The following is a 13,884-nucleotide window of genomic DNA, read 5'->3' as shown; positions in this document are numbered from 1 at the left end:
GCTCCGGGAGGAGGGCGGACGCCGCGGTCGTGTCCTCCGCGGGTGCGGGGGAAGGGTGACCGCAGTGGCGGGCTGCGCGATTCAGAGGGATGCGCTGCTCCGCTCGGCTACAGAGCGGTGGGCAACCTCGCAAGACTATCAGGCCACGGCCTCCCGTGCGGGTCGCGCGAGTTCGTGGTCGGCGCGGTCAGCCCCGGTCGCCGCGGATGATGCGCAGGAGCTTCGCCAGTCGTGCGGAGACGTCGCGCTCGTTGCCGTGCTCGGTGGGCCGGTAGTACCGCGCGCCCTGGAGCGGGTCCGGGAGGTACTGCTGCTCGAGGACGCCGAGGTCGGCGTCGTGCGGGTACCGGTAGCCCTTCCCGTGGCCGAGCTTCTTGGCGCCGGGGTAGTGCGCGTCGCGCAGGTGCGCCGGCACCCGACCCGCGCGGCCCGCGCGCACGTCCGCGATGGCCGCGTCGATGGCGGAGTAGGACGCGTTCGACTTCGGGGCGGTCGCCAGGTGCACGACCGCCTGGGCGAGCGGGATGCGCCCCTCCGGCATGCCGATGAACTGCACGGCGTCGGCCGCGGCGATCGCGACGACGAGCGCCTGCGGGTCGGCCATGCCGATGTCCTCGGACGCGGAGACGATGATGCGGCGGGCGATGAACCGCGGATCCTCCCCCGCCTCGATCATCCGGGCCAGGTAGTGCAGCGCCGCGTCGACGTCCGAGCCCCGGATGGACTTGATGAAGGCGCTGATGACGTCGTAGTGCTCGTCGCCGTTGCGGTCGTAGCGCAAAAGGGCGCGGTCGACGGCGCGCGCGACGACCTCGGTCGTGATCACGGGGAGCGCGGGCTCCTCGGCGGCGGCCTCGACGGGAGCGCCCTCGTCGTCCTCGTCCTCCTCGTCCGGGTCCTCCGCGGCGGCGGCGCGGGCGACCCGGTCGGCCTCGCGGGCCTCCGAGCGGGCGGAGGTGGCGGCGGCCTCGAGCGCGGTCAGCGCCCGCCGGGCGTCTCCGGAGGCGAGCCGCACGATGCTCGCCCGGGCCTCCTCCTCCAGCGTCACCGAGTCGCGCAGACCCCGCTCGTCGTGCAGGGCGCGGTCGACCAGGACGCCCAGGTCGTCGTCGCTGAGCGGCTCGAGGGTCAGCAGGAGCGAGCGCGAGAGCAGCGGCGCGATCACCGAGAACGAGGGGTTCTCGGTCGTGGCCGCGATGAGGATGACCCACCCGTTCTCGACCCCGGGCAGCAGTGCGTCCTGCTGCGCCTTGGTGAAGCGGTGGATCTCGTCGAGGAAGAGCACGGTGGACGTGCCGTAGAGGTCGCGGGTGGAGAGCGCCTCCTCCATCACCTGCCGCACGTCCTTCACGCCCGCCGTGACGGCGGAGAGCTCGACGAAGCGGCGGCCGCTGGAGTGGGCCACCGCCTGCGCGAGCGTGGTCTTGCCCGTGCCGGGAGGGCCCCAGAGGATCACGGACACCGCTCCCCGCTCCCCCGTCGTGTCGGCGGCGAGGGCGACCAGGGGCGAGCCGGGCGTCAGGAGGTGGCGCTGGCCGGCGACCTCCTCGAGGCTGCGCGGCCGCATCCGCACGGCGAGCGGAGTCGCCCCGGAGCGGAGTCCGGCCTGCTGCATGGTCATGCCCCCAGCGTAACGACGGCCTCCGACAGAGCCCCGGCCCGACTGCCCGGCGCGACGGAGCGGCGTTTGTCGCGCCTCCGGCGGTTCTCGTAGGCTCGACGCGGCCTGCGTGCGCGGGCCGCCGCGCCGAAGCCGCGCGGACGAGGACGTCGGAGGATCACGTGGCCCAGGGCAAGTCGAACGACCGCGAGGCGCGCACCCGGCTCCGGGCCTACCAGGCCCGTCAGAGCCTCCACCGCTCGAGGCAGAAGCGGCGCGTGCGCGACAACGTGATCGCGGCGATCGCCGCCGTCGTCGTGATCGGGCTCGCGGTCGTCGCCCAGATCCTCTACTTCTCCGGCGGCCCCGGCACCCCGGTCGCCGAGCCGACCTCCTCCTCCTCCGCGACCCCGACGCCCGAGGCGACGGGGTCGAACACCGGCGACGTCCCCTCCTCCGACATCGCCGAGGGCCGCGACTGGACGGGCACGCTCACGATCGGCGAGGACCCGCTGGGCATCACGCTCGCCGGCGCCGCCGCCCCGCAGGCGGTGTCCTCCTTCATCTCGCTGACGCAGTCCGGCTTCTACGACGGCGTCTCCTGCCACCGCCTCACCACGGAGGGCCTCTACGTCCTCCAGTGCGGCGACCCGGACGGCGACGGCACCGGCGGACCGGGCTACAGCTACGGTCCCGTCGAGAACGCGCCCGAGGACGGCGTCTACCCGGCCGGGACCATCGCGATGGCCCGCCAGGGCGGCAACGGCTACAGCCAGGGAAGCCAGTTCTTCGTCGTCTACCAGGACACGACCCTGCCCGCCGACGCGGCCGGCGGGTACACCGTGCTCGGGCAGGTCACCTCGGGACTCGACGCCCTCGTCAGCGACGTCGTGTCGAAGGGCACGGCCGACGGATCGGGTGACGGCGCCCCCGCCGAGCCCGTGACCATCACCTCCGTCTCCGTCCAGTAGCCGCACCCGCGGCGTCGTCACGGTCCGCCCGCGCGGGGAGTGCAATAGGCTTGTCGTCACTGCCCGTTCGCGGCCGAGCGCGGTCTTCGGCCCTCCGGCCGTCGAGCCCCACCGGCCGACGACGCGACGGGCACCGAGAAGCACGACATCGAACAGCAAGGTGAGGCTCCGAGCGATGAGTGACCAGCAGCCGTGGGGACGGGTCGGCGACGACGGGACGGTCTACGTCCGCGTCGGCGACGGGGAGCGAGAGGTCGGCCAGTACCCCGATGCGACTCCCGAGGAGGCGCTCGCCTACTACGAGCGCAAGTACACGGAGCTCGCCGGGCAGGTCTCCCTGCTCGAGCAGCGCGCCAAGCGGGGCGCACCCGCCGGAGACGTCGCCCGCACGGTGCAGTCGCTGTCCGCGGCCATCGCGCAGGCGAACGCGGTCGGCGACCTCGAGTCGCTGCAGACCCGGGTCGACGCGCTGAGCGGCTCCGTCGAGGATCTGACCGAGCAGCAGGCGGCCGAGTCGAAGGCCGCGCTGTCCGAGGCCCTCGCCTACCGCGAGGCCATCGTCGCCGAGGCCGAGGCCCTGGCGGCGGTCGACCCGGCGAAGACGCAGTGGAAGCAGGCCAGCGCCGCGATCGACGACCTCTTCGCCCGCTGGCAGAACCACCAGCAGCAGGGCCCGCGCCTTCCCAAGAACGACGCGAACGAGCTGTGGCGCCGGTTCCGCGGAGCGCGCACCACGATCGAGCAGAACCGCAAGGCGTTCTTCGCCGACCTCGACTCCGCGCACCGCGAGGCCAAGCAGGCCAAGCAGGCGCTCATCGACCAGGCCGAGGCGCTGGTGCCCCAGGGCGCCGACGCCATCCCGGACTACCGCGCGCTCCTCGAGCGCTGGCGGGTCGCCGGCCGTGCCGGCAAGCGGTTCGACGACGCGCTCTGGGCGCGCTTCAAAGCCGCCGGCGACGCGATCTACGGCGCCAAGGCCGAGATCGTCGCGCAGGAGAGCGTCGAGTACACCGAGAACCTCGACCTCAAGCTCGCCCTCCTCGAGGAGGCGGAGCCGCTCCTGCAGGAGCAGGACCGCGAGAAGGCCAAGCGGGTGCTGCTCTCGATCCAGGAGCGCTGGGACGCCGTCGGCCGCGTGCCGCGGGAGCAGGTGCGCACCATCGAGGACCGTCTCCGCAAGGTCGAGGCGCACGTCCGCAAGCTCGACGAGGAGCACTGGAACCGCAGCAACCCGGAGCGCAAGGCCCGCTCCGAGGGTCTGGCCTCGCAGCTGACCGCCGCGATCCAGAAGCTCCAGGACGAGCTCGACGAGGCGAAGGCGCGCGGCGACCGCGACGCGATCGCCCAGGCTCAGGAGGCGCTCGACGCCCGCAAGGTCTGGCTCGACGCGATCGGCTAGACCCGCGCCGGCGGATCCCTCCACAGATCCGCTCGCGACGCTCCGGAGGGGAGGCGCATCGGCCAGCATGGCCGGATGCGCCTCCCCTCCGTGCTCCTCCCCGGGCACCTCCCTCTCGCGGAGCTGTGCGCCGCCCGCCTCGACGGCGAGCTGGTCGCGCTCGACGAGGGCTTCCTCGTCGCGGACCTGCCCCTGGGGTCGTCCGAGCGGGCCGCCTCCCTGCGCTCGCTGCTCCCCCGCGGCGCCGTCGCCGATCGTCTCTCCGCCGCGTGGGTGCACGGAGCGACGAACCGTCCGCCGCCGGTGCACAGCGCCTCGATCGACCGGCGGAAGCGCCGGCAGGCGCCGTCGAACCCCCGCCTGCGCTGCCACGAGGTCCTGCTCGACGAGGACGACGTCGTCCTTCTCGGCGGCGCGCCGGTCACGTCGCCTGCCCGCACCCTGATCGACCTCGCCCGGACGGAGGACGCGGGCGCGATCCTCCGGGCGCTCTCTCGGAGCACCCGGACCGGCCTCGACGCCGTCCTCGCGAGGCTGGAGGAGGGCAGCGCCGTCGCCGGACGGAGGATCGTCGGACGACGGCTGCGGGCGGCGCTCGGCGAGGCGCCGCCCGGGGATCAGCCCGCGTTCACCCGGTAGACGTCGTAGACGGCGTCGATCCGGCGCACGGCGTTCAGCACGCGGTCCAGGTGGGTGGTGTCGCCCATCTCGAAGACGAACCGGCTGATCGCCAGCCGGTCGCTCGAGGTCGAGACCGTCGCCGAGAGGATGTTGACGTGGTGCTCCGAGAGGACGCGCGTCACGTCGCTCAACAGGCCCGAGCGGTCCAGCGCCTCGACCTGGATCTGCACGAGGAAGATGCTCTTGGAGGACGGCGCCCACTCGACGTCGACGATCCGCTCCGGCTCCTTCAGCAGCTCCTGCACGTTGTGGCAGTTCGCCTGGTGCACGGAGACGCCGGCTCCCCGCGTCACGAATCCGACGATCTGGTCGCCCGGAACCGGGGTGCAGCACTTCGCGAGCTTCACGAGGATGTCCGGCGCACCCTTCACGAGGACGCCCGACTCGCTGCTCCGGCTCCGAGGCCGAGGCGAGCGCGGGAGGGTGACCTCGTTCTCGTCCGACTCCGGATCGCCCTGGATGGAGGAGACGACCTTCTCGAGCACCGACTGGGTCGAGACGTGGCCCTCGCCGACGGCCGCGTAGAGCGCCTCGACGTCGTTGTAGCGCAGCTGGCTGGCCACCTCGGTGAAGGTGTCCTGGCTCATCAGCTTCTGCAGCGGCAGGTTCTGCTTCCGCATCGCCCGGGCGATGGAGTCCTTGCCCTGCTCGATCGCCTCATCGCGCCGCTCCTTGGTGAACCACTGCCGGATCTTGTTGCGTGCCCGGGGGCTCTGCACGAAGTGGAGCCAGTCCTGGCTCGGTCCCGAGTCGGGGTTCTTCGAGGTGAAGACCTCGACCACGTCGCCCGTCGTCAGAGCCGACTCGAGCGGCACGAGGCGCCCGTTGACCTTGGCGCCCATCGTCCGATGCCCGACCTCGGTGTGAACCGCGTAGGCGAAGTCGACCGGGGTCGCACCGGTCGGCAGGCCGATCACGCGTCCCTTCGGGGTGAAGACGTAGACCTCCTTGGCGCCGATCTCGAAGCGGAGGGAGTCGAGGAACTCGTTCGGGTCGGTGGTCTCCGACTGCCAGTCCGAGAGGTGCGCGAGCCAGGCGAGGTCGGTGTCGTTCGATCCGGAGGTGGGCACCTTGCCGGTGGCCATCTGCTCCTTGTACTTCCAGTGCGCCGCGATGCCGAACTCCGCGTGCTGGTGCATCTCGTTGGTGCGGATCTGGATCTCGACCGCACGCCCCTTCGGCCCGACGACCGTCGTGTGCAGCGACTGGTAGAGGTTGAACTTCGGAGTGGCGATGTAGTCCTTGAACCGGCCCGGCATCGGCGTCCAGCGGGCGTGGATCGAGCCGAGCACGGCGTAGCAGTCGCGCACCGAGTTCACGAGGACGCGGATGCCGACCAGGTCGTAGATCTCGTCGAACTCGCGACCGCGGACGACCATCTTCTGGTAGATCGAGTAGTACTGCTTCGGCCGGCCGACGACGCGACCGCGGATCCGCCCGGCCCGCAGGTCCTCGCTGATCAGGTCGATGACGTTCTGCACGAACTCCTCGCGCTGCGGCGTCCGCCGCTTCACCAGGCTCTCGATCTCGTTGTAGATCTTGGGGTAGAGCACCGCGAAGGACAGGTCCTCGAGCTCCCACTTGATCGCCTGGATGCCGAGGCGGTGCGCCAGCGGCGCGTAGATCTCGAGAGTCTCGGTGGCCTTGCGGGCGGCGGATTCGGCGGGGACGAAGCCCCAGGTCCGCGCGTTGTGGAGGCGGTCGGCGAGCTTGATGATCAGGACGCGGATGTCCTTCGACATCGCCACGATCATCTTGCGGACGGTCTCGGCCTGCGCGCTGTCGCCGTACTTGACCTTGTCGAGCTTGGTGACGCCGTCGACGAGCATCGCGACCTCGTCGCCGAAGTCCGCGCGGAGCTCGTCGAGCTGGTAGTCGGTGTCCTCGACGGTGTCGTGCAGCAGCGCGGCGGCGATCGTCTTCGAGCCGATGCCGAGGTCGGCGAGGATCTGCGCGACGGCCAGCGGATGAGTGATGTAGGGCTCGCCGCTGCGGCGCTTCTGGTTCGCGTGCGCCCGCTCCGCGACCGAGTAAGCGCGCTCGATCAGCGCGATGTCGCTCTTGGGATGGTGCATCCGGACGGTGCGGACAAGGGTGTCGACAGCACCGGAGGGCTGCGCACGCGAGAAGATCCGCGGGACCAGTCTGCGCAGGGCAGCGGTCGAGGACGTCGTCGTCGTTTCCGTCACGCGAGGATCTCCATCGCCCCATTATCGCCCGTGCGGACGGTGCCGACGACCGTTCCGCCCGGGGCGGACGGCGCCTGCGTCAGCCGATGCGTCCGGGGCGCCCCTCGCCGTCGACCACGTCGCCGCCCGCCGCGGCCCAGGCGGTCATGCCGGCGTCGACGTTGGCGACCTCGTATCCGGCGCCCTCGAGGGCCTGCGTCACCATCGCGGAGCGGACTCCGGAGTGGCAGACCACCAGGATCGCCGTGTCGGCGGGGAGCTCGTCCTGCCGGGCGCCGATCTCCCCCATCGGGATGTGGTGGGCGGCCGGAGCGTGCCCCGCCGCCCACTCGTGCGGCTCCCGGACGTCGAGCAGCCAGACCTCGTCGCGCGCGACGAGTCCGACGGCGTCGCCCGCGGTGACCTGTGCGTAGTCGGCCACGGCTCAGCCCTGCACGGCCGGCGCGGCCGGAGCGGTCGCCTTCGCCCGGGCCGACTCCACGCGCTTGTCGTGCTTGGAGATCTCGGGCTCCCGGCTGCGCAGCTGGGCGTACAGCGGCGCCGCGACGAAGATCGTCGAGTACGTGCCGACGATGATGCCGATCAGCAGGGCGAGCGAGATGTCGCGGAGCGTGCCCGCGCCGAGGACGAACGCACCGATCACGAGGATCGCGGCCACCGGGAGGGCGGCGACGATCGAGGTGTTGATGGAGCGCACGAGAGTCTGGTTCTCGGCCAGGTTCACCGTCTCGGAGAAGGTGCGGGTCGTGCTGCCGAGCGCCTCCACGGTGTTCTCGCGGATCTTGTCGAAGACCACGACCGTGTCGTAGAGCGAGTAGCCGAGGATCGTCAGCAGTCCGATCACCGCCGCCGGCGACACCTCGGTGCCGGTGATGCCGTAGACGCCCGCCACGATCACGAGGTCGTGCAGGAGCGCGACGATCGCCGCGAGCGACATCTTCCAGGTGCGGAAGTACGCCCACATGGCCAGGGCCGCGAGGACCACGAAGATCACCAGGCCGCGCAGGGCCTGCTGGGTCACGTCGTTGCCCCACGCCGCTCCGATGAAGGAGGAGGCGACCTGGTCGGTGGGCACGTCGTAGGCCTCCGACAGGGCGTTCCGCACCGCGGTCGACTCGTCGGTCGAGAGCTGGCCGGTCTGCACGCGGATGGAGTCGTCGCCGACGATGGACACTCGCGGCACGGTCTCGGGAGCGACCGAGGTCACCGCATCCGTCGCCGTCGCCTGCTCGAGGCTCGACGGCGAGGACACCGTGAACTGCGAGCCGCCGGTGAACTCGATGCCGAAGTTGAAGCCGCCGCGGGCGACGGTCCCGAGCAGCGTGATCAGGATCAGGGCGAGCGAGACGAGGTACCACGTGCGGCGCCGGCCGACGAAGTCGATCGATCGCGCACCGGTGTAGAGGTCGTTTCCGAACTGCGAGAAGCTGGCCATCACGCGTCCTTCCCGTTCGAGTCGTTGGAGTCGCGCAGGCCGGCCGCCTCGGCGGCCTTCCGCTCGGCGATGGTCTGGCGCTTGGCCGCCTCACGGGACGCGGAGGCGCGCTTGCCGGCGACCACCTGGTCCTGCGGACGGAAGGCGGCTCGGCCGCGGTACACGGCCCCGAGCGCCCGGGGATCCAGGCCCGAGGTCTTGTGCCCCTCGGCGAAGAACGGTCTCGTGGCCATCAGCTGCAGGATCGGGTGGGTGAACAGCGCCACCACGATCAGGTCGATGATCGTCGTGATCCCGAGGGTGAGCGCGAAGCCGCGGACACTGCCGACGGCGAGGAGGAAGAGGACCACCGCGGCGAGCAGGTTCACCATGTCGGACGCGAAGATCGTGCGCAGCGCGCGCCGCCAGCCGGACTCGACGGCGGACTCGAGGCCGCGTCCGTCGCGCAGTTCGTCGCGGATGCGCTCGAAGTACACGATGAACGAGTCGGCCGTGATGCCGATCGCGACGATGAGACCCGCGACTCCTGCGAGCGAGAGGCGCAGTCCCTCCCGCCAGGACAGCAGCGTGACGACGAGGTAGGTGACGATCGCCGCGACGAGCAGCGAGGCGATCGTGACGGCTCCGAGCACGCGGTACTGCGCGATGGAGTAGACGATGACGAGGATCAGGCCGATGAGGCCGGCGAGCAGGCCGCTGGCGAGCTGGGCGGAGCCGAGCGTCGCCGAGATGCTGTCCGAGCTCTGGACCTGGAAGCCGATCGGCAGCGCGCCGTACTTGAGCTGGTCGGCGAGCGTCTTCGACGACTCCTGGGTGAAGGAGCCCGAGATCTGCGCGTTGCCGTCGGTGATGGCGGCGTTCGTCGACGGGGCCGAGATGACCCGGCCGTCGAGGACGATCGCGAACTGGTTCTGCGCACCCTGCAGCGCCACGAGGCGCGAGGTCACGTCGCCGAAGGCCTGCGTGCCCTGGTCGTCGAACGAGAGGTTGACGGCCCAGGTGCCGGTGCTGGCGCCGGAGGAGGTCGTCATCAGGCCGTTCGAGGCGTCCGAGATGTCCTCGCCGGTGATCTCCACCGGGCCGAGGACGTACTTCACCGTCCCGCTGTCGTCGCAGGTGATGAGCGGCTGGTCGGCCGGGGCGAGGTTCGGGTCCTGGCCGTTGAGGAACGCGCAGTCGAACGAGGTGTACTGGGCCTCGAGCGCCGGCGTGAGGTAGGCGAGGTCGCTCGCGTTCGTCGGCGAGGCGGTCGGCTCCGTCGCGAGCGACGGGTCGACGGGCGTCGGCGTGGGCGAGGACGTCGCGTCGCCGCCGACCGAGCTGTTGGTGGCCTGGCTCGCGACGAGGACCGGGCGGAAGTCGAGCTTCGCCGAGGCCTCGATGCGCTGGAGTGTCTCGTCGTCGGGCGTGCCCGGGATCGAGACGACGATGTTGCTCGAGCCCTGGGTCGTGATCTCGGCCTCGGAGACGCCGGACGCGTCGATGCGCTGGCGGATGATCGAGACGGCCTGCGTCAGCTGCTCCGACGAGACGGTGTCGCCGTCGTTCAGCTGCGGCTGCAGGACGATCTGCGTGCCGCCCTCGAGGTCGAGGGCGAGCTTCGGCGTCCAGGAGCCGCCGCCCCAGAGGACGGCCGCCGTGTTGAGTCCGACGAGAGCGAGGATCAGGACACCGAGCCAGCTCAGGGAGCGGCGGGCCTTCCGGACGGGGGTTGATGCGGCCACCCAGGGCTCAGCTTTCTCTTCGGTCGACGGTGATCGGCCCGGGGTCGCCCGGGCGTGGAGAAGGGCGGGCGGGCGCCGATGCGCCCGGCCCGCCCAGGAGACTACTGCGCGTCGGGGCGGCGGTCGCGCTCGACCGGGTCCACCAGCGGGTCGCGGTGCGCGGAGTCGCGTTCGCCGAACTCGGGCGAGCCGGTCGCGGTCAGCGGGTCGGCCTCGTCCTCGGTGTCGGCGGCGACGGCGTTCTCGCTCGGGTCGATGAGGCGGGCGATCGCCTGACGGTGGATGGTCAGCAGCGTGCCGGGGGTCGACTCGATGACGATCTTGTTCGCCTCGTCGTCGATCGACACGACGGTGCCGAAGAGGCCGGAGCCGGTCATGAGCTCCACCCCCGGCTGGAGGTTGTTCTTCATGCTCTCCGCGTCGCGCTGGCGCTTCTTGTTGTTGCGGAACATGAAGATGATCATCACGGCGAGCAGCAGGACGAGCAGGATGATCGTCGGATCCATGGGTGGGCCTTCCGGAGTGGATGGGCGATCCGCCGCGCGGCCTCAGGTCGAGGCGGAGCGGATCGAGCGGCCCGTCGGGCCTAGAGAATCATAGATCATCGGGGAACAGGGGCGGCTGAGCCGCCGTCCCCCGGGGGTCGATGCCGAAGTGGCGGTAGGCGGCGGGGGTCGCCACGCGGCCGCGCGGCGTCCGGGTCAGCAATCCGATCCGCACGAGGAACGGCTCGACGACGGCCTCGACCGTCTCCGCCTCCTCCCCCACCGACACGGCGAGGGTGTTCAGGCCGACCGGCCCGCCGTCGAAGCGGGTCAGCACGATCTCCATCACCGCGCGGTCGAGCCGGTCGAGTCCGAGCGCGTCGACGTCGTAGAGCTCCAGCGCCGCGCGGACGGCGGTCACGTCGGCCCGTCCGCCGTGGACCAGGGCGAAGTCCCGCACCCGCCGGAGCAGGCGGTTGGCGATGCGCGGGGTGCCTCGGCAGCGGCCGGCGATCTCGGCGATCGCGTCCGCGTCGATGTCGAGCTCGAGCAGCCGTGCCGCCCGGGCGAGCACCTGCCGCAGCTCGTCCTCCGCGTAGAACTCGAGGTGCGCGGTGAAGCCGAAGCGGTCGCGGAGCGGATTGGGCAGCAGGCCGGAGCGGGTCGTGGCGCCGACGAGCGTGAACGGGGCGAGATCCAGCGGGACGGACGTCGCTCCCGCCCCCTTGCCGACCATGATGTCGATCCGGAAGTCCTCCATCGCGAGGTAGAGCATCTCCTCCGCGGAGCGCGCCATGCGGTGGATCTCGTCGATGAAGAGGATCTCGCCGGGCAGCAGCGAGGAGAGGACGGCGGCGAGGTCGCCCGCGTGCTGGATCGCGGGGCCGCTGGAGAGCCGCAGGGGCGAGGAGCTCTCCTCCGCCACGATCATCGCGAGGGTCGTCTTGCCGAGACCGGGCGGGCCCGCCAGCAGGATGTGGTCCGGGGTCCGGCCCTGCATGGCCGCGGCCTTGAGCAGCAGCTCGAGCTGGCCGCGCACCTTGCGCTGGCCGACGAACTCGCTGAGGTTCCTGGGCCGCAGGGCGCCCTCGAAGGCGACCTCGGCCTCCGACGCGACCTCGGCGCCCAGCACCTCGTCGCTCACGAGCGGGCCGCCGGACCGAGGCGGGCGAGGGCGAGCCGGAGCAGCGCCTGCACGTTCGTGGCGTCGGAGGCCTGCGCGTCGAGCAGGATCTCGTCGACCACATCGGCCGCGGTGCGCTCGGGCCAGCCCAGGCCGACGAGCGCCGCGAGCACGTTCTGCGCGGCGGTGGCGGCGGGACCGGAGCCGCGGGCGGCGCGCGGACGGACGGTCACCTTGCCGGCGAGGGACAGGATGATCAGCTTGGCCGTCTTCGGGCCGATGCCGCTGACCTTCCGGAACACCCCGTCGTCCTCGTCGGCGACCGCCTGCGCGATCCGGTCCGGCTCGACCGCGCCGAGCACGCCGAGGGCGGACTTCGGGCCGACACCGGTCACGCCGATCAGCAGCTCGAAGATCTCGAGCTGCTCCTCGTCGGGGAAGCCGTAGAGGGTGAGCGAGTCCTCGCGGACGACGAGCACGGTGCTGACCGTGGTCTCGTCGCCGACGCGCATCTCGAGCGCGTGCTGCGGGGTCACGTTCACCGCGTAGCCGACGCCGTGGACGTCGAGGACGGCGAGACTCCCGCGGGCGGAGAGGACGGTGCCGCGGAGGGAGGAGATCACCGCGTCAGTCTAGATGCTCGAACAGGCGTTCGACTCGCGGCCTCGGCGGCGCGCCACGCCCGCTGCGCTGCTGTGCCGCCCGCCGCTCCGTCGGCACCGGCTCCCGCCGACCCAAAGGAGGGCGCGAGAGGGGCCCGCCAGGCGTGGCAGACGGCCAGGGCGAGGGCGTCGGCCGCGTCGGCCGGCCGCGGCGGGGCGTCGAGCCGGAGGACGCGCTGGATCATCGCGGTGACCTGGCGCTTGTCCGCGGCTCCGTAGCCGGTGACGGCGGCCTTCACCTCGCTCGGAGTGTGCATCCCGACCGGGAGCCCGCGCCGGGCCGCCGCGACGAGGGCGACGCCGCTGATCTGCGCGATGCCCATCACGGTGCTGACGTTGTTCTGCGCGAAGACCCGCTCGATCGCGACGGCGTCGGGGCGGTGCTCGTCGAGCAGCGCCTCGAGCCCGTCGCCCAGGGCCAGCAGGCGGCGCTCCAGCGCGTCGTCGGGCGGTGTCCGGAGGACCGTCACGTGCACGAGGGTCGCGTGGCGGTCGCGCGAGACGTCGACGATGCCGACGCCGCAGCGGGTGAGCCCGGGGTCGATCCCGAGGACGCGCATCAGGCCGCCCTCCGGGATCGGGCCGGGCTCACCGCGTCACTCCTCGTTCTCGAGCTCGGCGCGCACCTCTGCCGTGATGTCGAGGTTGGTGTAGACGTTCTGCACGTCGTCCGAGTCCTCGAGCGCGTCGATCAGGCGGAAGACCTTGCGGGCCGTCTCGGCGTCGGCCTCGACCTGGAGGGAGGCGACGAACTCGATGTCGGCGGAGTCGTAGTCGATGCCCGCCTCCTGCAGGGCCGAGCGGGCCGGGACGAGCTCGCTCGGCTCGACGCGGACCTCGAAGCTCTCGCCGTGGTCGAGCACGTCGTCGACGCCGAAGTCGAGGACCGCGCCGAGCACGTCGTCCTCGGTGACGCTCTCTCCGTGGGGCACGGAGATGACGCCCTTGCGCGCGAAGTTGTAGGCGACGCTGCCCGGGTCGGCCATGGTGCCGCCGTTGCGGGTCATCGCGGTGCGGACGTCCGCCGCGGCGCGGTTCTTGTTGTCGGTGAGGCACTCGACGAGCAGGGCGATGCCGTTGGGGCCGTAGGCCTCGTACATGATCGTCGTGTAGTCGATGACCTCGCCGGTGAGGCCGGCACCGCGCTTGATCGCGCGGTCGATGTTGTCGTTCGGCACCGAGGTCTTCTTCGCCTTCTGCACGGCGTCGACGAGCGTCGGGTTGCCGGAGAGGTCGGCGCCGCCGATCTTGGCGGCCACCTCGATGTTCTTGATCAGCTTGGCGAAGGACTTCGCGCGGCGCGAGTCCTTGATCGCCTTCTGGTGCTTGGTCGTGGCCCACTTGGAATGCCCGGACACGGTGCTCCCTCGGAAATCTCGTTGCGTGCGGCCCCCGAGGGCGCCGCTGATGGCAGGGGCCAGTCTATTCGAGAGCCGGTCCGCGCCCGTCTCGGCCCGAGCACCGAGCCTTCCGCGCCCGTCTCGCCGTCGACGAGCCGCCCTCCCGGCGCGCCCCCGCACTGCCGAACGCACGATCCGCGTCCCAGCGGATCCCGCTAGGCGGACGCGACACGATCCGCCAGGTGGTCTTCCACGACTCCACGCTCCAGTACTGC

At 71.6% G+C, this 13,884-nt stretch carries 13 protein-coding genes; 3 read left to right on the top strand and 10 right to left on the bottom strand.

The features are described from left to right. Nucleotides 1-187 precede the first annotated feature (187 nt). Nucleotides 188-1,621 carry a replication-associated recombination protein A gene (locus C5D36_RS15380; RefSeq protein ID WP_104225330.1) on the bottom strand — a complete coding sequence of 478 codons (1,434 nt, stop codon included), beginning with the start codon at nt 1,619-1,621 and terminating at the stop codon, nt 188-190. A 161-nt stretch (nt 1,622-1,782) separates the two neighbouring features. Between C5D36_RS15380 and C5D36_RS15375 the strand changes: the two genes are divergently transcribed. The 3 genes from C5D36_RS15375 to C5D36_RS15365 all read left to right on the top strand — a co-directional run bounded on the left by C5D36_RS15375 (nt 1,783) and on the right by C5D36_RS15365 (nt 4,609). After that, a complete protein-coding gene (locus C5D36_RS15375) occupies nt 1,783-2,571 on the top strand; it encodes a peptidylprolyl isomerase (protein WP_104239055.1) in 789 nt (262 codons plus the stop codon). Between the two features lie 175 nt (nt 2,572-2,746). After that, complete coding sequence (locus C5D36_RS15370) at nt 2,747-3,970, top strand: DUF349 domain-containing protein (protein ID WP_104225332.1); 1,224 nt, start codon at nt 2,747-2,749, stop codon at nt 3,968-3,970. A gap of 75 nt (nt 3,971-4,045) precedes the next feature. Continuing rightward, the gene (locus C5D36_RS15365) at nt 4,046-4,609 is read left to right on the top strand and encodes a type IV toxin-antitoxin system AbiEi family antitoxin (RefSeq protein ID WP_104296192.1); all 564 of its coding nucleotides are present in this window, start codon (nt 4,046-4,048) and stop codon (nt 4,607-4,609) included. Here the strand turns inward: C5D36_RS15365 and C5D36_RS15360 are convergent. The 9 genes from C5D36_RS15360 to C5D36_RS15320 form a co-directional block, all read right to left on the bottom strand. Beyond that, entirely contained in the window at nt 4,588-6,840 is a 2,253-nt protein-coding gene (locus C5D36_RS15360; RefSeq protein ID WP_104225334.1) for a bifunctional (p)ppGpp synthetase/guanosine-3',5'-bis(diphosphate) 3'-pyrophosphohydrolase, read from the bottom strand. The genes C5D36_RS15365 and C5D36_RS15360 overlap by 22 nt on opposite strands. A 79-nt stretch (nt 6,841-6,919) precedes the next feature. Next, complete coding sequence (locus C5D36_RS15355) at nt 6,920-7,261, bottom strand: rhodanese-like domain-containing protein (RefSeq protein ID WP_104257329.1); 342 nt, start codon at nt 7,259-7,261, stop codon at nt 6,920-6,922. Nucleotides 7,262-7,264: 3 nt separating this feature from the next. After that, nucleotides 7,265-8,275, bottom strand: a complete 1,011-nt coding sequence (gene secF, locus C5D36_RS15350; RefSeq protein WP_104233316.1) for a protein translocase subunit SecF — start codon at nt 8,273-8,275, stop codon at nt 7,265-7,267. Further along, on the bottom strand, nt 8,275-9,999 hold the full coding sequence (gene secD, locus C5D36_RS15345) for a protein translocase subunit SecD (RefSeq protein WP_104296191.1): 1,725 nt from the start codon (nt 9,997-9,999) through the stop codon (nt 8,275-8,277). The genes secF and secD overlap by 1 nt, the downstream gene beginning before the upstream one ends. 101 nt (nt 10,000-10,100) lie before the next feature. Continuing rightward, a complete protein-coding gene (yajC, locus tag C5D36_RS15340; protein ID WP_104257327.1) occupies nt 10,101-10,505 on the bottom strand; it encodes a preprotein translocase subunit YajC in 405 nt (134 codons plus the stop codon). 88 nt (nt 10,506-10,593) lie between these two features. Then, nucleotides 10,594-11,628 carry a Holliday junction branch migration DNA helicase RuvB gene (ruvB, locus tag C5D36_RS15335; protein ID WP_104224769.1) on the bottom strand — a complete coding sequence of 345 codons (1,035 nt, stop codon included), beginning with the start codon at nt 11,626-11,628 and terminating at the stop codon, nt 10,594-10,596. Next, on the bottom strand, nt 11,625-12,230 hold the full coding sequence (ruvA, locus tag C5D36_RS15330) for a Holliday junction branch migration protein RuvA (protein ID WP_104257326.1): 606 nt from the start codon (nt 12,228-12,230) through the stop codon (nt 11,625-11,627). The genes ruvB and ruvA overlap by 4 nt, the downstream gene beginning before the upstream one ends. Then, nucleotides 12,227-12,829 carry a crossover junction endodeoxyribonuclease RuvC gene (gene ruvC, locus C5D36_RS15325; RefSeq protein ID WP_104296190.1) on the bottom strand — a complete coding sequence of 201 codons (603 nt, stop codon included), beginning with the start codon at nt 12,827-12,829 and terminating at the stop codon, nt 12,227-12,229. The genes ruvA and ruvC overlap by 4 nt, the downstream gene beginning before the upstream one ends. Before the next feature lie 36 nt (nt 12,830-12,865). After that, complete coding sequence (locus C5D36_RS15320; RefSeq protein WP_104224772.1) at nt 12,866-13,627, bottom strand: YebC/PmpR family DNA-binding transcriptional regulator; 762 nt, start codon at nt 13,625-13,627, stop codon at nt 12,866-12,868. Nucleotides 13,628-13,884 lie beyond the last annotated feature (257 nt).

The organism is Rathayibacter sp. AY1C6, assembly GCF_002931535.1.
GTDB lineage: Bacteria > Actinomycetota > Actinomycetes > Actinomycetales > Microbacteriaceae > Rathayibacter.
The sequence above is the reverse complement of the archived record's forward strand: the minus strand, read 5'-3'. Positions and strand labels throughout refer to the sequence as shown.